This is a genomic window from Bradyrhizobium sp. McL0616 (genome assembly GCF_049993385.1).
GTDB lineage: Bacteria > Pseudomonadota > Alphaproteobacteria > Rhizobiales > Xanthobacteraceae > Bradyrhizobium.
This window is the reverse complement of the sequence record NZ_CP188255.1, coordinates 2784005-2799844: the sequence shown is the minus strand read 5'-3', so window position 1 is coordinate 2799844 and position 15840 is coordinate 2784005. Positions and strand designations below refer to the sequence as shown.

The following is a 15840-nucleotide window of genomic DNA, read 5'->3' as shown; positions in this document are numbered from 1 at the left end:
CTCGGCTGAAGCTCGGCCGCATGAAACCTTCTGCGAAGCGCATTTGCAATTCGCACGTATTTCAAAAGCAGGCGATTTCGATCAGGACTGATCTAAATCCCCCGGTCGCGGCAGCAGTTCCATTCTTTGCGATGCACAAACCGCTCGCGTGTCACTCGCCGGGAGCGATCGCATTGCTGGGCGTCGGCCGGTCCGCGATCTGCTGGCCGAACAGGCTACCGATCAACTCGACCGCGGTGCGCGCCGTCCGGCCGCGCTCATCCAGGAAGGGATTGAGTTCGACGATGTCGACCGATCCCACCACACCCGAATCGTGCAGCAGCTCCATGATCAGATGTGCCTCGCGATAGGTCGCCCCACCCGGCACCGTGGTACCGACGCCCGGCGCGACACCAGGGTCGAGGAAATCGACATCGAAGCTGACATGCAGCACGCCGTTACTTGCCTTGACCCGTTCGATGACGCGCCGGATCAGCACGGCGACACCGAACTCGTCGATCTGGCGCATGTCGATAACTCTGATCCGACGTGCGCGCATGAGTTCCTTTTCAAGTTTGTCGATCGAACGCGCGCCGAACAGATCGAGCCTATCGGGCTCTATCGATGCGCGCGGATCATCGCCCAGCAGGCCCTCAAGGCCCGGCTCGCCGCACAGGAACGCGGCCGACATGCCGTGCATGTTGGCGGTGATCGTCGTCTCAGGCGTGTTGTAGTCGGCATGCGCGTCCAGCCAGAGCACGAATAACTCGCGCCCGCCCTCCTGCCAATGCCGCGCCATCGCATTGACCGAGCCCATCGACAGAGTGTGATCGCCCCCGAGGAAGATCGGGATCGCGCCGGTCTTGGCGATCTCATAGCCACGGCGGCTCAGCACGCGCGTCCAACGCTGGATTTCACGGTAATGGTTGGCTTTCTCCGGCGGCTTGTCGGCGAGATCGCCGAGATCGGCCACGGAGAGATCGCCGTGGTCGACGACTTCGAAATCCAGGCTTTCGAGCAATGTCGCAAGACCGGCGGTGCGCAGCGCCGCCGGTCCCATCAGGGTTCCGCGCTGCGAGGCCCCCATGTCGATGGGCGCACCGAGCAAGGCGATGCGCCGGGCTCGATCTGTCATAGTCCCATCGGTCACGGCAATCTCCCAAGATGAGAAGTGCTGCGCCAGCCTAACAGAGATTCGCATCCGTCGTTTCACGGGGGAAAAGGCATGGCGCGGGCCTTCAGGCCGGAACAAAACCCCGCGCGCCGCATTTTCTCTGCAAGGCCGGCACCCGCCGTTTCACCACGGCGCCTGTCGCGGATAGCCAAAGGTCTTCGGGCCCGCTATTCAGAACTAGCGCTCGCGCGGATAGCCAAAGGTGCCGGCCTCATTCACCTTATCTCGAGCGGAGTTCACGAACTTGAGCACGGAAATTCCGCAGCCCACTCCGCAACCCGGCATCGCGGTGCGCGCCATTGATGCCGCAACAGACGTCTCCAACACGATTGGTGAGGTCGCGGGGGGCTTGCGCGCGGCGGTTGATCGCCTCACCTACGCGTTCGACGAAGCGCGAAAGCCCGGACGACCGCTTTCGACCGTCGCCGCGATCACGCGCGAGGCGCCGCTTGCCAGCCTGTTCGTCGCCTTCCTGTTTGGCGTGGCAGTAGCGCGCCGGCGTTAGATTGCGGATCAGCCTGCTCAAGCTGCGCTGACAGCTTCGCGCTCAGCCGCTAAAAACCGTTTCTCGAACGCGTCCACCGGCATCGGGCGGCCGAAGAAATAGCCCTGCCCCTCTTCGCATCCCATGCTAATCAGGAAGTCGGCGGTGGCGCGGTTCTCGATGCCTTCAGCCACGACCGAAAGACCGAGCTGCTTGCTGAGGCCGATGGTCGAGCCGACGATCGCAGCGTCGTGGGAATCCGCGAGCAAGTCGAGCACGAACGAGCGATCTATCTTGAGCCCATCGAGCGGAAACTTCTTCAAATAGCTCAGGCTCGCATAGCCTGTGCCAAAGTCGTCGAACAGGACGCGGACGCCGAGCTCCTGATTGCGCTTGAACATGTCGAGCACGCGACCTTCATCGTGCAGCAGGATATCCTCGGTAACCTCCAGCTCGAGCAGTGACGGCGTGAGCCCAGTCGCGGCGAGCAGCATCGCAACCGAATGGGCGAGATCGCCGGAGTGGAGCTGCGATGGCGACAGGTTGATCGCGACACGCACGCTGCTGCCGGACAATTCCCACGCGCGCGCCTGCCGGCAGGCAGTTTGCATCACCCAGTTCGCGATCCGCTCGGACGGCGCCGAGGTGTTGACCACTGGCATGAACTCCCCGGGCGAGACGTAGCCACGCGCAGGATGCCGCCAGCGGATGAGTGCTTCAGCTCCGACCAGGCCGCCGTCGACCAGGCGAACCTGGGGCTGGTAGAACAGTTCGAACTCGCCGCGGTCCGCGGCGAGCGCAAGCTCGCTCTCCATTGTCAGCCGGTCGCTACTGGAGCGGCTACCGGCTCTACGCCTTCGGGGACGGCGGCGCAGTCTGGAACGACGGCTATCGCCTGAGCGACGGCCTGTCGCTGACGTCAGTGGGTGCCGGCGTGCGGTTCTTTCTGTGGGATGATGTCCAGGCCGATTTCGGCGTCGCCGTGCCGCCGGGCTACCGGGCGCCGGACAATGAGCGCCGCAGCCCGCGCTTCCTGTTCACATTCTCGAGCGCCTTCCGGCTCTGCCCGGAACGCGGCAAGGCGAGCTGCCTCTAGCCGTGCAGCCTCCGTGGACGCCCACATGTAGCCCTTTTTGGGACCTCGCCCACAGACTTGCCTAAATTTAATCCCGTAACGTGCTCACGATTGCTCGATCCGGGAGTTCTCAATGACCATCTTCAGTCAAAAGTGATTGAGACGGAACCATGAAAAAGGTGTTTGCAATTCTGGCTTTTCTTTGCGCCCTCGGCGTCGGCCAGTACGTCGTCGTCAGCAAATTCGCGATCCGTCACGAATTGCTGACCTTGTTCGACGCCACGCGCCAGCGGCCGGTCTCAGTCGAGATCGCCGTGCGGCGCGACTACGAGACCAAGGCCAATCTCGGCCTCTGGAAGCTTCCCCTCGCCGTCATCAGCAATGGCAATACGGTCAAGGCCACGGAATATTCCTTCCTCGCCAACGTGCTGGCAGCACGCGGCTATCTCGTTGCCAGCATTCAGCAGGACCTGCCGAGCGATCCGCCCCTGATGACCCGGGTCGGCCAGCCCTATGTCGGCCGGCGCGAAGTCTATATCCGTTGCGAGGCAAACATCCTTTTCGTACTGCGCGAGCTGATGGGGCGGCAGGAGAACGCCGATTACGATCACATCACGCTGGTCGGTCATTCCAACGGCGGCGACGTTTCCATGTATGTCGCCCATCAGCATCCCGAGTTGGTGTCGAAGGTGATCACGCTCGACAATCTCAGGGTGCCGTTCGTGCTCAACGACCGCATGAAGATCCTGTCGTTCCGTTCCAAGGACGCGAATTTCGTGACCGACCCCGGCGTGCTGCCGACGCCGGAAGAAGCCAAGGCGCGCGGCATCGACATCATCCGTACCGGTGCGCAGCACACCGAGATGAGCGATCGCGGACCGGACTCGGTCAAGGAGAAGATCCAGGCGACGCTCGATCGCTTCCTGCGCGACAGCGCCAGCAGCGCGCTCGCGCCGGCCGACACGACCAGCCCGATGATCATGAACCCCGGCGACTACTAGCCGGGAACGCCTTGCGCCAGATCAAGGCAGCGCCAGGCCGGCCACAATATAAGGGCTGTACAGCGTCGGAGAGGCACGTGTCGCATCAACCCGAAGGCCTTGATACGGAAAGTCTCGACACGGGAAGGCTTGGCCTGCCCGCGGCGGCGACGCCTGGGTTCGTACAGCATCTCTATCGTGCGACCCGTAGGCTGCTGCGGTCGATCATCGCCCGCATCGACCTCTCGCAATTTCCGGGATCGTGCTGCGGCTGAGCATCGAACTTTGCGCCGAGTCCACCAACAAGTCCGCAAATGCAAATCCCTGCCGGATGGACCGACAGGGATCAGCAGAAAGGATGATGGACGGCGGATGATGTTCACCCGGTGGCCCATCATGGACCTGCACCAGAATTGAAATGCGCATCCCGCTGCCGCACAAGATCAATTTGTGAGCAGACGACGGCGCCTTGTATAATCAGGACTTGCCCTTGCCGGGCTGCATGAAGTTGCCGGTCATCTGGCGCATGTGATCCCCGGCGTTGGTGAACTGGCTGCGCAGGAATTCGGACTGAATCCGCATTGCTTCCTGAACGTCGGTTGCGTGAACGAGCTTCCGCGCATGTTCGAACGCCGCCTTCATGTTCTGCTCGGTAAACGCGAGCGCCTGCTTGGACACATCCGCGCCGGCCCCCGGGACCGACGACATGGACTTGGTGGCGGCATCGAAAAACATGCCGAAGGCCTTCTCTGCCTGGTCGATCGTCTTCTCCGCCAGGTCGCGCAGTTCGGCCGGAACTTCGAGCTTCGGTTCGATCATGGTCGCACTCCTCCTGCTTTTTCCCCTGATTATCACATTTGTCGCACCGCCATCTAGCGCCCAAGCCAGGGGCACCGGCGGTCCGCTTGACCGGAAAGATGGACAAAGTGTAATGCGGGTGCGCGGTCCGCTCAAGAAAGCGGGTGTTCGGAGAGGCTTTCGTCGGTGACAAGGTCTTCGACGAGCTTGATGACCTCAAAGCGCTGCCGGGGCGCGAGCTTGAGAAAGGCGCGCAGCAGGCGAAGACTTTCGACGGTACTGTTCGCGGGCGCGCCGAGCTTGAGATGCAATTCAGCCGCGAAATTGAGGTTTTTCATCTCGCACCTATGACAGGGGTCGGCCTCATGGCCGGACGTCGGGGTCCCGATCGAACCGGACGCCGTCACCGAACACGATGGCGACGACGAACTCTCGGCCGGAGCATCCCAGCGGGTTGGCACGCTGAACTGCATATCTGTACGGACTAGGCCCGACCCGAGAAGTTGCAATTATGACAAGGAACAACCCTTCGGGCAAGCCAAACCGTAGGACTTAGCGATGCTTCATCGGCAGCGCGCCACGGCAATTCCGGATAACAGGAATATGCGCCGCCGTCACCCACATGCGTCAAGAAGCAGCATCACTCACGCATGCAGCACTGATCGCTGTCAATCGGCACAGCATTTCGCCTTGTTTCCAGTGTGATCGGAAATCGGCAAATACGGACTAGCGCTTCTTCAGCGCATACACGTAATCGTTGAGTCCGACTTCGGCGGTTGCATCGTCCACGAAATGGACGCCGATCTCACAGCCGGTCTCCAGCGTCCTGATCCGGGCACCGGTGAAGCCGAGCGAAGCGGCAAGCGCCTTGGGATCTGCTTTCTTGTCGGCGCGCCGCATCTCATCGAATGCGCCTTGGAACAGCAAGTCGGGACCGTATTCCGTCACCTTGTATTGCGGCTTGGCGCAGGCAAATGGACGGGGACCGGAGATCTCCCGCGCCTTGAGGACCACAGTCTTGCCTATCAGCCGCGCCCGCTCGGAATCGTCAGGCTTACGCGGCGGATCGGCCCATGGCGCCACGACGGCCGTCGTGAATGTCCAGCTACCGACATAGAAGGGATCGGCGGCAACGGCCGGGCCGGCCATACCGAGTGATACGAAGAGACAAACAGCGCTGGTGAATTTCATCTGAAGAATCCCCTTGATCTCTCGGCTTGGACTCGCCGCTCCGCATCAGGGTTCATCATTCCCAATATTGCTCGCCTATGAACCGCTGTTCAAGACCGCGCGACCAAGCGGGTGCGTAACGGCCACGCAGATCACGGGCGCCATGGCTGATGGACATCGCGATTCGTGGCGCACGTCAGCACCAAAGGACGACAGCATGCTTTCTCGCCGCGATCTCATCAAAGGCGCCGCGATTGCGCTTCTCACACTCTCGACACAGGGCGCATGGGCGCAGGAGACCAAAATGAACCTATTCAAGATCGTCACCGTCAAGGACGAAATCATCATCGGATTGTCGCCCGAAGAGCCAGATGCTCGGCGGCAATGATGCAAGCGCGGTCGCGCACGCGCTGGCGCAGAAGGGCGATCTCACCGTCTGGCAGTACAACGTGCATCGCGGACCGAACGGTGAGTTGCAGCAGGCGCCCACCGCCAAGATCGGGCTTTTGGCCAACGCCTCGCTCCGCGTCGAGCCCTATACCACGCCCTATCAGATCGTGCCGCATCAGTAAGCGACGGACGATACGCCGGCGACGAAAGCCGCCGGCGTACTCACGTCATTGGCGCGGCGCTGAGCGCTGCGCCAATGCCTTGGTCGCAAAGCCGTAGACCAGCGCCAGCCGGTCGAGGCATTCGCGAAATCGCCGCGCGAAATAGTCGTTCCAGCGCTGGGTACGGACGGCACGGCGCTGCCCGATCTGATCCATGGTCAGGCCGAGGACCAGTACGTCATGCACTAGCGCTGCGCCATCAGTGCCGAGTTCGCGCTCGACCCGATTCAGCCGCAGTACAGCCTGGCGCTGGCTCTCCGTAACGGGCTCGCGAGAGCGTGCCCCATCGACATATTCGCGGGTCGGATCCACCGCCTGAGGGCCCCTCTCCGCCCGCTCCCAGTCGTTCTGGTAGGCGCGGCCGCCGCAGTATTGCGCCTCGTCGATCTGGTGATGCGAATGCAGCCGACCGAGCGGATCATTGCGGATCGACCGCATGGCCACGATCTTATCGTCCGGATCGAGCGCCAGGGGATTGTCGACCTCGACCTCCGCCACCGCGGCATTGAACGGCAGGTCCCGCGATCGCCGATCGTGGGGCTTGGCCAATTTGTAGGACATGTTGCGTCTGACACGTGCCACTCGGAGACTCCTTGCGAAACTGACGTTGAAAGAGAGATCGGGCTGCGCCCCGTCAGGCGGCGGCGACAAGTCTCAGTGCGACGGGACCGGCGGCCCGACCGGCGGTTCCTGAACCGCGGGTCACGCACGCATGCGGCGCGCAATAGCTCGAGCCCGGCTGGCGCGGGTGACCGCAGAAGCTGATCTCCTCACCATCCTTGTCACCGCCATAGGGATAGCGGCAGTCACCTCGCTCCAACTCGACCAGCGCAATCAGGCGCGGCCTGACACCGATGCAGCGCAATTTGACCGGTTTGGCCGGCTTCAGCGCCGATTGCGGCGGCAGGTTCAGGATCGGCAACGCTGGATGGCGCGTCGAGAGCAGACCGGACTCGCCGGGCAAGGACGGCACGATCGACGGACTGGTCAACCGCGTCGGCGCGGCAAGGCCGAGCCGCTTGGCGCGGCCAACCACTGCGTTGCGCGTGTAAGCCGTTCCAAACCTTGCGTTAATCTCTCTCCCGATCTCCGCATAAGACATCCCTTTGAGAAAATAGTGGCGAAGCGCGTCGGAGTGCTCCGACGACCAATGGCCCGGTTCCATGCTGCTGTCCTGTGATACGCCTCCGCCTATCGCACGATCCGGAGGCGAGACTCACATTCCGGTATTCCGAAACCAAAGTCAAGCGCGAATTCTGATATTCATAATTGCATCAATTCCGAATTTCGGATTACAAGAGGCAGATCGACGAGTGAGCGAGGGAATCACCATGTTGGACGCTGCAATGATCGAGCGGGGCCTGGAGAAGACTGGCAAGAGCAAGGGCGGGTTGGCCGCGGCGATGGGCGTGCGCCCGGGCGCGGTTTCGGAAATCCTCGGGGGCGAACGCCTGGTCAAGGCCTCGGAAATTATTCCGATCATGGAATATCTTGAGCTGAACCTCGCGCCGATCATGGGGCGGGTGGGGGCCGGCGCCGTAATTGAGCCGGATTTCGAACAAGTTCCTCCGGAGGGGCTCGGCGACATCGCGCTGCCCTTCCCGATCATGGAAGAGACCGTCGCCTTCGAGATCGTCGGCGATTCGATGCTGCCCAAATACGAAAGCGGCGACGTGATCGTGGTCTACAAGGACCAGCGCCATCCGCTGTCGAGCTTCTACGGCGAGGAAGCCGTGGTCCGGCTCAAGACCGGCGAGCGTTATTTGAAGACCATCGAGCGGGGCAAATCCCCCTCCGTCGTCAATCTCAACAGCTTCAACGCCAAGCCGATCGTCGGCGTCAAGCTCGACTGGGTGGGGGAGATCTGCCTTTCGATGCCCAAGGGCCAGCTTGAGCGGATGCGCGCCAAGTCAGCGCGTCCCCGCAAGAAGGGTCGGTAGGCGCATCGGCGCCGATTTCCGATTTTTGGAAATCAAACTTGACTTAATTCCGTTTTTCGGAAATAATCTGCCGCGCTGCCCGCACGGGGCGCGGCAGGACCGTTTCATGCAGTATTTCGTCGTGATGATCGATTACGGGCGACGCGGCCGCGAGGCAATCGTCGACCCCGAGATCACAAGGCGCGAGGTCGTCTCCCGTATTACCTCGGGGGAATACCAGAACATCTCGTTCATCCACGAGGTCGTGGAGAATTCGGTCGAGGACGTGACCGAGGCCATCCTGACCGAGGCCGCCCTCCCCGAACTCCCGCCGGAAGATGTCGATCTCCAGGCGACCCGCCTCGATCACGCCCGCGACCTGCGCAAGCACGAGCGGACGTGACGCAGGCCTGCCGCCTGCGCCACCGTCCGGTCGGAGATCACACCATGAGCACGGTCGACCCCGTCGTCTTGCGCGCGGCAAGATCGGCGTGCGCCTTTGCCGCATCCTTCAGCGCATATGTCTGGTGTACCTCGATCTTGACCGCGCCGGATTTGACGACATCGAACAGCTCGTTCGCCATTGCAACCAGGCTCTCTCGCTTGGCGGCGTAGGTGAACAGGGTGGGACGGGTGACGTAGAGCGAGCCCTTCTGCGCCAGCAGGCCGAGATTGAGCGGCTCGACCGCACCGGACGACGCACCGAACAACGCTGCAACACCGAGCGGCGCGAGGCAGTCGAGCGACTTCAGGAACGTGTCCTTGCCGACGGAATCATAGACCACCGGCACCTTCTTGCCGCCCGTGATCTCATCCACGCGCTTCACGAAATCCTCGCGGCTGTAGATGATGACGTGATCGCAACCATGTGCCTTTGCGAGTTTGGCCTTCTCGTCGCTGCTCACCGTGCCGATCACAGTCGCACCAAGGTGCTTGGCCCACTGGCTCAGGATCAGCCCGACGCCGCCGGCGGCGGCATGGAGCAGGATCGTGTCGCCGGCCTTCACGCGATAGGTCTGCCGGATCAGATATTGCGTCGTGAGGCCCTTGAGCATCATCGCTGCCGCGGTCTTGTCGTCGACACCGTCAGGCAGCTTCAACAGCCGGTCGGCCGGGATCAGCCGCGCCTCTGAATAGGCGCCAAGCGGCGAAGAACCATAGGCGACACGATCGCCCGGCTTCAAATCGGTGACACCAGCCCCGACCTCCTCAACCACACCGGCCGCCTCGGCGCCGAGGCCGCTCGGCAATTGCGCGGGATACACACCCGAGCGGTTATAGATATCGACGAAGTTGAGACCGACGGCAGTGTGGCGGATACGCGCCTCGCCAGGTCCCGGCTTGCCGACACTGACCTCCTCCCAAACCAGGACTTCCGGACCGCCGGTCTTGTGGAAACGGATGGCATGCGTCATGGGCGTTGCTCCCTTATCGTTGCAGTGAAGGTCCGAGAACCGGATCGGGCTGTGAAATAGGCATTTAGTCCGCCCGTTACAGTACAGAGACGTAACAAGAATGTCACAGCGAACGACAAACCCTCGCCGTTCCGTCTCCGTTCGAAAGAGTTGATGACGGCCTTGCGGCAACCGGCAGTAGCGTTTGCGCGGGGTTTGGTGGTCGCCTGCGAAGGAGAGCCGAGATGCCAGCTTATGTACAGCATCATCAGGATATCGAAATCGCGCCTGTAATCTGCCCCACCTGCATGGGGTTCCTGCCGATGTATGTGCGCGAGGTCGAACCGCACTGGAGCCTTGCCAAGATCGACTTCATCTACGAATGCGCCGATTGCGGCGCGGAGGTCAGACAGACCATCCGCAAGGGCGAACTGCTGCGGCATTAACTGCGCGATCGGCCATCGCTTAAGTATTTGCGCTGAACGGAAAAAGCGGCCGTCAGCGCGGGTCAGGCCCGTCCCAAACGAGGCTTGTTCTTTGCCGGGAACGCAGGCAGAACAGGCCTCAATCAAGACCTTTGGGAGCGCCCTTTCGTGGCTGAACAGAAGCCCTCGACCGCGATCGAGGCAGTGGAGAGCGGCCTCGCCGCGCAGGGCTACATCGCGAGCCGGCAGATCGCGACTGCCGTCTATTTGTCGCAACAGATCGAGAAGCCGATCCTGGTCGAGGGCCCCGCGGGCGTCGGCAAGACCGAGCTTGCCAAGGCGATTGCCGCCTGGAGCGGCAAGAAGATGATCCGCCTGCAATGCTACGAAGGCCTCGACGAGGCCAAGGCGCTCTACGAGTGGAAATACGCCAAGCAGTTGCTCTATACGCAGATCCTCAAGGACAAGCTCGGCGAAGTCTTGGGCGGCGCACAGACGCTGCACGATGCACTCAATCAGCTCCACGATTTTGGCGACGTGTTCTTCTCCAAGGAGTTCGTCGAGCCGCGGCCACTGCTTCAGGCGCTGGAACAGCCCGGGGGCTGCGTGCTGCTGATCGACGAGATCGACAAATCGGATGCGGAATTTGAATCGCTGTTGCTGGAGATCCTTTCCGACTTCCAGGTCACGATCCCTGAGCTCGGCACTATTTCCGCGATCACGCCGCCGACGGTCATTCTGACGTCCAACAGCGAGCGCGACCTGGGCGATGCCCTGAAGCGCCGCTGCCTGCATCTGCATATCGGATTCCCCGAGCAGCGGCTTGAGGAACGCATCGTCGAGAGCCGCGTGCCGAACATCTCGCAGACGCTGCGCCGGCAGATGGTCGGCTTCATCCACGAGATCCGCTCGCTCGATCTGAAGAAGCTGCCCTCGGTCAGCGAGACCATCGACTGGGCGCGCGTGCTGGTGCTGTTGCAGGCCTCCGAGCTCGACACCGAGCTCGTCAAGGACACGCTCAACGTGCTCCTGAAATACGAAGCCGACATCGAGGCCGCGTCGCCCCAGATCACGACCTTCATTGCCAAGTCAGCGCGATCCAACGTCTTCGGTTGACGCCGATGCGCGAGAATATCCATCGTTTCTTTCGGGCGGCGCGAGGCGCCGGCGTCCATGTTTCGCCAGCTGAAAGCATCGATGCGATGCGCGCGGTCGCGGAGGTCGGCGTGTCCGACCGCGCCATCCTGCGCGATACCCTCCTTCTGACGCTCGCCAAGTCGCAGGACGAGAAACTCGCACTCGGTGACTGTTTTGATCTGTTCTTTAGCCAGCCGGAACCGCGGCAGGAACAGCCTGAGGCCGACAGCGACGACACTTCAGAGGGCGCCGATCAATCTCCTTCATCCGGCGCGGCCAGCGATGCGGGCGGCGGTTCGCCGCAAGAGGAAGTAGGCCCACTCGCGCAGATGCTGCTGTCACAGGATCGCAACGCCGTCGCGGCCGCGATCGCAAGCGCGGCCGGCGCGGCATCCCTGTCCGACATCCGTTACTCCACCCAGCGCGGCATCTTCTCGAGCCGAATCCTCGACGCCATGGGCCTCCAGCGCCTGCGCGATGATCTCGAGGAGCTGACCGCGACCAATCCCGCACTGGCCGAGCGCCTGCGCGCCGCGCTCGACGCCTTGCGCGAAGCGGTTCGCGACACTGTCTCGCAGGGGCTTGTGCTCTATGCCCGCGAAGAGGCCGAAAACCTCCACAACGAGATTTTGCGCAACGCGCCGCTCGCCCGCATCGAGCGGCGCCAGGTCGCGGAGATGCGCGCGCTGATCCGCCAGATCGCGCGGCGGCTGCGCGAGCGCTATTCGAAACCGCGCAAGCGCCAGCGCCGCGGCCATCTCGACGTCCGCCGCACGCTGCGCCGCAACGCCGCCTGGGGCGGCGTGCCCTTCCTCACGGCGTGGAAGCGCAAGCACCGTGACCGGCCCAGGATCGTTGCGATTTGCGACGTCTCGGGCTCGGTCGCGCAGGTGTCCGACTTCTTCCTGCTCCTGATCCACTCGCTGCATGAGGTGGTCGACGACGTCCACTCCTTCGCATTCTCGTCGCACCTGATCGAAGTCAGCGACATCCTGGAAAAGAAGTCGCCGGAAGAGGCGATGGCCGAGATCATGTCCAAGGTCGGCTTCGGCTCGTCCGACTACGGCTCTTCGCTGGTCGATTTCGAGAAAGATTTCATGAGCACACTGACGCCGCAGACCACGGTGATCGTGCTCGGCGACGCTCGCAGCAACAATCTCGACCCGCGTGCCGACATCCTGCGCCGCGTCTCCGAACGCTCGAAGCGGCTGGTCTGGCTCAATCCCGAAGGAAGGCTCGCCTGGGGCTTTGGCGATTCCGAGATGCCGCGTTACGCGACATTTTGCAGCCTGGTGCGCCAATGCGCGACCGCGCAGCAGCTGGAGCGCGCAGTGTCCGATATCGTGGCGACCTATCAGTAAGAAGTGATCGCAATCGCGTCAGGCGGCGTTCAGTTCGGCCCGCGGGAGATTGCACTCGCGAAAGTAATAAGCGATTTCGTCGAGCGCGCGCTGTTCCCATTCCTGGGCCTGCGCAAGCCAGAACACCCGCCGCTCGGAATCCAGCGCGGCGCGCTCTCGGCAGAGGAATTCCTGACTGCGAATTTCGACCAGCCTATTCATGCACTCACACTCCTGTTGTGTGAAGCTATTCGCCGGGAATCAGCCTAACAGAGTCTGAAACTCTTCGCCTCCAGATTTCTGTGCATATTGCGACGCAGAATGGGACAGAGGTGCTTCCCGTGCGTTGCGGTAGTCGGCGTCGCACGATCAAGAGCAAATCATCAATTAGTGATCCGCGATCGGGACGATATTCGTGCGTGAGCGATCTTAACTTCTGTGACGCAACGACGTGCGGCAATTTGTGAAGAGATGTTCTAAACAGCTCATCGGATTCCGGACTCATTGTCGTCGCATGGTCTTCATGTAGCGCCGCTAACACGGGCGCACGAACTGCACCATCAGTTGAGGCAACATGAGCAACGACGTCGACTTCGATCTTTCACCGGACCAATGGGAGGCGCTGCGTGCGCTTCGCAATCCGATGTCGAACGGTCGCCTCTCGAAGGCCTATCTCCTCGACGGTCTCGTGAAACTTGGTCTCGTCATGGTCAACGACGGCGTGCCTGCGATGACACCTACGGGACGCACGGTGCTGGTGCGCGGATCGTGCCGGCTGCTCGACGTCGCAGCATGATAAGCTGCGAGACTGCGCCATCGCCTGAAAAATAATCTTTTGCTCTCGGCCAAAATCGGATTTGCTTCCCGCGACAGATCTCGCGCGCGGTGACGCGGCGCGAGCACGGCAACGAAGCCGAAGGGAGCTGATGATGAATGGTCTCGGCGGGCTTAACAAATCGCCCAATGGCGTGGTCATCGGGCTCGTGCAGTTGCAACTGCCGAATGTCGTGACCAAAGCGGATCTGGCAAGGCAGACCGAGCGCATTGTCTCGATGGTCGGCAAGGCCCGCCGCAACCTCTCCACCATGGATCTGGTGGTATTCCCAGAGTACGCGCTGCACGGCCTCTCAATGGACACCAATCCCGAGATCATGTGCCGTCTCGACGGACCGGAGGTCGCGGCGTTCAAGAAAGCCTGCATCGACAACAGGATCTGGGGCTGCTTCTCCATCATGGAGTTCAACCCGCACGGCAATCCCTACAATTCCGGTCTAATCATCGACGACCACGGCGAGATCAAGCTCTACTACCGCAAGCTCCATCCCTGGATTCCGGTCGAGCCGTGGGAGCCGGGCGACATCGGCATTCCCGTGATCGAGGGCCCGAACGGCGCGAAGATCGCGCTGATCATCTGCCATGACGGCATGTTCCCGGAGATGGCGCGGGAATGCGCCTACAAGGGCGCGGAGATCATGATCCGTACCGCCGGCTACACCGCGCCGATCCGCGAGTCCTGGCGCTTCACCAACCAGGCCAATTCGTTCCAGAACCTGATGGTCACCGCGAATGTCTGCATGTGCGGCTCCGACGGCTCGTTCGATTCCATGGGCGAAGGCATGATCGTCAATTTCGACGGCTCGGTGCTGGCGCACGGCACCAATGGCCGGACCGACGAGATCATCACCGCCGAAGTGCGGCCCGATCTGGTCCGCGAGGCCCGCATCAATTGGGGCGTCGAGAACAACATCTACCAGCTCTGGCACCGGGGCTATGTCGCGGTGAAGGGCGGCGCGATGGACTGCCCCTACACCTTCATGCAGGACATGGTCGCAGGCACCTTCCGCCTGCCGTGGGAAGACCAGGTCCAGGTCACCGACGGAACGTCCTGCGGTTTCCCGGCGCCGGCACGGATGTTCGGCAGAACGGCAAAGGCAGCCGAATAGGTCATTTTCGGCAAAGATCGCGACATTCTGGCACATTTGTTGCTCCTTTTGACGGCCAAGACGTCGTTGAAACGGGGAAGTCATCATGTCGACCATTGCCGCGGCCCCGGCCGCCGAGCGCAAGCCGCTCTATACTTCGCTGTTCGTCCAGGTCCTGGCCGCGCTGATCCTGGGCATCATCCTCGGCGTGGCCACGCCGGACTTTGCCATCAGCCTCAAGATCCTCAGCGACGCCTTCCTGAAGCTGATCTCGATGATCGTGGCGCCGATCGTGTTCTGCGTCGTCGTCCACGGTATTGCCGGCGCCGGTGACCTCAAGAAGGTCGGCCGGGTCGGCGTCAAGGCGCTGCTTTATTTCGAGGTGATGACCACCGTCGCGCTCGTGGTCGGTCTCATCCTCGCTTACATCTTCGGCCCCGGCCACGGCATGAACATCGATCCCTCAACGCTCGATGCCAAGGCACTCAACACCTACGCCGACAATGCCCACAAGCTGCAAGGCGCTGGCATTGGCTCCTTCCTGCTCAACGTCATTCCGAGCACCTCGTTCGATGCGCTGTCGCGAAATGACGTGCTCCAGGTGCTGTTCTTCGCCGTGCTGTTCGGCGTCGGCCTGGCGCTGGTTGGCGGCGAGAAAGGCAAGCTCGTCACCTCGATCATCGACGCGGCATCGACCGTTCTGTTCCGCGTCATGGGCCTGATTGTGCGCGTCGCTCCGCTCGGCGTGCTCGGCGCGGTCGCCTATACCGTAGGCAAGTACGGCATCGGCTCGCTGAAGCAGCTCGTCTCGCTGGTGATGCTGTTCTACGTCTCGGTCGGCATCTTCGTGCTCGGCGTGCTCGGTGGCGTGATGGCGCTCGTCGGAATCAACATCCTCAAATTCCTCGCATACCTGCGCGAGGAGCTGACCATCGTGCTGGCAACCGCGTCCTCCGACGCGGTGCTGCCGCAGATCATGAAGAAGCTCGAGCGGATGGGCGTGAAGGATTCCGTTGTCGGCCTCGTCATCCCGACCGGCTATTCTTTCAACCTCGACGCCTTCTCGATCTATCTGACGCTCGCCGTCGTGTTCATCGCGCAGGCGACCAACACGCCGCTGTCGTTCGGCGATCTCCTGCTGGTGCTCGGCGTCTCCCTGATCACGTCGAAGGGCGCACATGGCGTGCCGGGATCAGCGATCGTGATCCTGGCGGCGACGCTGAACGCCGTGCCGAGCATTCCCGCAATCGGCCTCGTGCTGGTGCTGTCGGTCGACTGGTTCATCGGCATGGCCCGCGCCATGGGCAATCTCATCGGCAACTGCGTTGCGACAGTGGTGGTCGCTGCCTGGGAAGGCGACCTCGATCGCGCCAAGGCGGCCAAGATGCTCGACGGTGGCGAGCTGGTGGACGTGACCGCGGGCTAGGCGCCA

General features: G+C 62.2%; 19 protein-coding genes and 3 pseudogenes. 13 read left to right on the top strand and 9 right to left on the bottom strand.

Annotated features, from left to right (window positions below):
- Positions 1-151 precede the first annotated feature (151 nt).
- Positions 152-1129, bottom strand: coding sequence for an arginase (gene rocF / locus ACPPVR_RS13260; RefSeq protein ID WP_426614652.1), 978 nt, complete (start codon positions 1127-1129; stop codon positions 152-154).
- Between the two features lie 268 nt (positions 1130-1397).
- Between rocF and ACPPVR_RS13255 the strand changes: the two genes are divergently transcribed.
- Positions 1398-1658 (top strand): hypothetical protein, encoded by a 261-nt coding sequence (locus ACPPVR_RS13255; RefSeq protein ID WP_426614651.1) that lies wholly within the window; start codon positions 1398-1400, stop codon positions 1656-1658.
- 17 nt (positions 1659-1675) lie between these two features.
- On the opposite strand, the pseudogene ACPPVR_RS13250 reads toward ACPPVR_RS13255, so the two are convergent.
- Positions 1676-2464 (bottom strand): annotated as a pseudogene (locus ACPPVR_RS13250) (putative bifunctional diguanylate cyclase/phosphodiesterase); the annotation flags it as partial.
- On the opposite strand from ACPPVR_RS13250, the pseudogene ACPPVR_RS13245 reads away from it, so the two are divergent.
- The 3 genes and pseudogenes from ACPPVR_RS13245 to ACPPVR_RS13235 form a co-directional block, all read left to right on the top strand.
- A pseudogene (locus ACPPVR_RS13245) lies at positions 2464-2733 on the top strand (ShlB/FhaC/HecB family hemolysin secretion/activation protein); the annotation flags it as partial. The pseudogenes ACPPVR_RS13250 and ACPPVR_RS13245 overlap by 1 nt on opposite strands.
- A gap of 149 nt (positions 2734-2882) precedes the next feature.
- Entirely contained in the window at positions 2883-3713 is an 831-nt protein-coding gene (locus tag ACPPVR_RS13240) for an alpha/beta fold hydrolase (RefSeq protein WP_426614650.1), read from the top strand.
- A gap of 77 nt (positions 3714-3790) precedes the next feature.
- The gene (locus ACPPVR_RS13235) at positions 3791-3967 is read left to right on the top strand and encodes a hypothetical protein (protein WP_426614649.1); all 177 of its coding nucleotides are present in this window, start codon (positions 3791-3793) and stop codon (positions 3965-3967) included.
- 202 nt (positions 3968-4169) lie between these two features.
- Here the strand turns inward: ACPPVR_RS13235 and ACPPVR_RS13230 are convergent, their stop codons facing one another.
- The 3 genes from ACPPVR_RS13230 to ACPPVR_RS13220 form a co-directional block, all read right to left on the bottom strand.
- Positions 4170-4511, bottom strand: coding sequence for a phasin (locus ACPPVR_RS13230; RefSeq protein WP_212328811.1), 342 nt, complete (start codon positions 4509-4511; stop codon positions 4170-4172).
- 131 nt (positions 4512-4642) lie between these two features.
- Positions 4643-4828, bottom strand: coding sequence for a hypothetical protein (locus ACPPVR_RS13225; RefSeq protein ID WP_426614648.1), 186 nt, complete (start codon positions 4826-4828; stop codon positions 4643-4645).
- A gap of 388 nt (positions 4829-5216) precedes the next feature.
- Complete coding sequence (locus ACPPVR_RS13220; protein ID WP_426614647.1) at positions 5217-5681, bottom strand: hypothetical protein; 465 nt, start codon at positions 5679-5681, stop codon at positions 5217-5219.
- Positions 5682-5877: 196 nt separating this feature from the next.
- Here ACPPVR_RS13220 and ACPPVR_RS13215 point away from each other — a divergent pair.
- Positions 5878-6232: pseudogene (locus ACPPVR_RS13215) on the top strand (hypothetical protein).
- A gap of 45 nt (positions 6233-6277) precedes the next feature.
- Here ACPPVR_RS13215 and ACPPVR_RS13210 read toward each other — a convergent pair.
- Together ACPPVR_RS13210 and ACPPVR_RS13205 are read right to left on the bottom strand one after the other, a co-directional pair.
- Positions 6278-6853: a hypothetical protein gene (locus ACPPVR_RS13210; protein ID WP_426614646.1), complete on the bottom strand. Its 576-nt coding sequence runs from the start codon at positions 6851-6853 to the stop codon at positions 6278-6280.
- A 52-nt stretch (positions 6854-6905) separates the two neighbouring features.
- Positions 6906-7436: a GcrA family cell cycle regulator gene (locus tag ACPPVR_RS13205; RefSeq protein WP_426614645.1), complete on the bottom strand. Its 531-nt coding sequence runs from the start codon at positions 7434-7436 to the stop codon at positions 6906-6908.
- 166 nt (positions 7437-7602) lie between these two features.
- Here ACPPVR_RS13205 and ACPPVR_RS13200 point away from each other — a divergent pair, with 166 nt between their 5' ends.
- Together ACPPVR_RS13200 and ACPPVR_RS13195 are read left to right on the top strand one after the other, a co-directional pair.
- Complete coding sequence (locus tag ACPPVR_RS13200) at positions 7603-8211, top strand: S24 family peptidase (protein ID WP_426614644.1); 609 nt, start codon at positions 7603-7605, stop codon at positions 8209-8211.
- Positions 8212-8317: 106 nt separating this feature from the next.
- A complete protein-coding gene (locus ACPPVR_RS13195) occupies positions 8318-8593 on the top strand; it encodes a hypothetical protein (RefSeq protein WP_426614643.1) in 276 nt (91 codons plus the stop codon).
- Positions 8594-8630: 37 nt separating this feature from the next.
- Here ACPPVR_RS13195 and ACPPVR_RS13190 read toward each other — a convergent pair whose 3' ends face one another.
- Positions 8631-9605 (bottom strand): quinone oxidoreductase family protein, encoded by a 975-nt coding sequence (locus ACPPVR_RS13190; protein WP_426614642.1) that lies wholly within the window; start codon positions 9603-9605, stop codon positions 8631-8633.
- A 224-nt stretch (positions 9606-9829) separates the two neighbouring features.
- Here ACPPVR_RS13190 and ACPPVR_RS13185 point away from each other — a divergent pair, with 224 nt between their 5' ends.
- From ACPPVR_RS13185 to ACPPVR_RS13175, 3 genes are all read left to right on the top strand, one after another.
- Complete coding sequence (locus tag ACPPVR_RS13185; RefSeq protein ID WP_426614641.1) at positions 9830-10030, top strand: hypothetical protein; 201 nt, start codon at positions 9830-9832, stop codon at positions 10028-10030.
- A 147-nt stretch (positions 10031-10177) separates the two neighbouring features.
- Positions 10178-11125, top strand: coding sequence for an AAA family ATPase (locus tag ACPPVR_RS13180; RefSeq protein WP_426614640.1), 948 nt, complete (start codon positions 10178-10180; stop codon positions 11123-11125).
- A 5-nt stretch (positions 11126-11130) separates the two neighbouring features.
- A complete protein-coding gene (locus ACPPVR_RS13175; protein WP_426614639.1) occupies positions 11131-12507 on the top strand; it encodes a vWA domain-containing protein in 1377 nt (458 codons plus the stop codon).
- A gap of 18 nt (positions 12508-12525) precedes the next feature.
- Here ACPPVR_RS13175 and ACPPVR_RS13170 read toward each other — a convergent pair whose 3' ends face one another.
- Positions 12526-12708, bottom strand: a complete 183-nt coding sequence (locus tag ACPPVR_RS13170) for a hypothetical protein (RefSeq protein WP_426614638.1) — start codon at positions 12706-12708, stop codon at positions 12526-12528.
- A gap of 352 nt (positions 12709-13060) precedes the next feature.
- On the opposite strand from ACPPVR_RS13170, the gene ACPPVR_RS13165 reads away from it, so the two are divergent.
- The 3 genes from ACPPVR_RS13165 (at position 13061) to ACPPVR_RS13155 (ending at position 15834) form a co-directional block, all read left to right on the top strand.
- A complete protein-coding gene (locus ACPPVR_RS13165; RefSeq protein WP_426614637.1) occupies positions 13061-13282 on the top strand; it encodes a hypothetical protein in 222 nt (73 codons plus the stop codon).
- A 133-nt stretch (positions 13283-13415) separates the two neighbouring features.
- Positions 13416-14429, top strand: coding sequence for a formamidase (locus ACPPVR_RS13160; RefSeq protein WP_426616095.1), 1014 nt, complete (start codon positions 13416-13418; stop codon positions 14427-14429).
- A gap of 85 nt (positions 14430-14514) precedes the next feature.
- Positions 14515-15834 carry a dicarboxylate/amino acid:cation symporter gene (locus ACPPVR_RS13155; RefSeq protein WP_426614636.1) on the top strand — a complete coding sequence of 440 codons (1320 nt, stop codon included), beginning with the start codon at positions 14515-14517 and terminating at the stop codon, positions 15832-15834.
- Positions 15835-15840 lie beyond the last annotated feature (6 nt).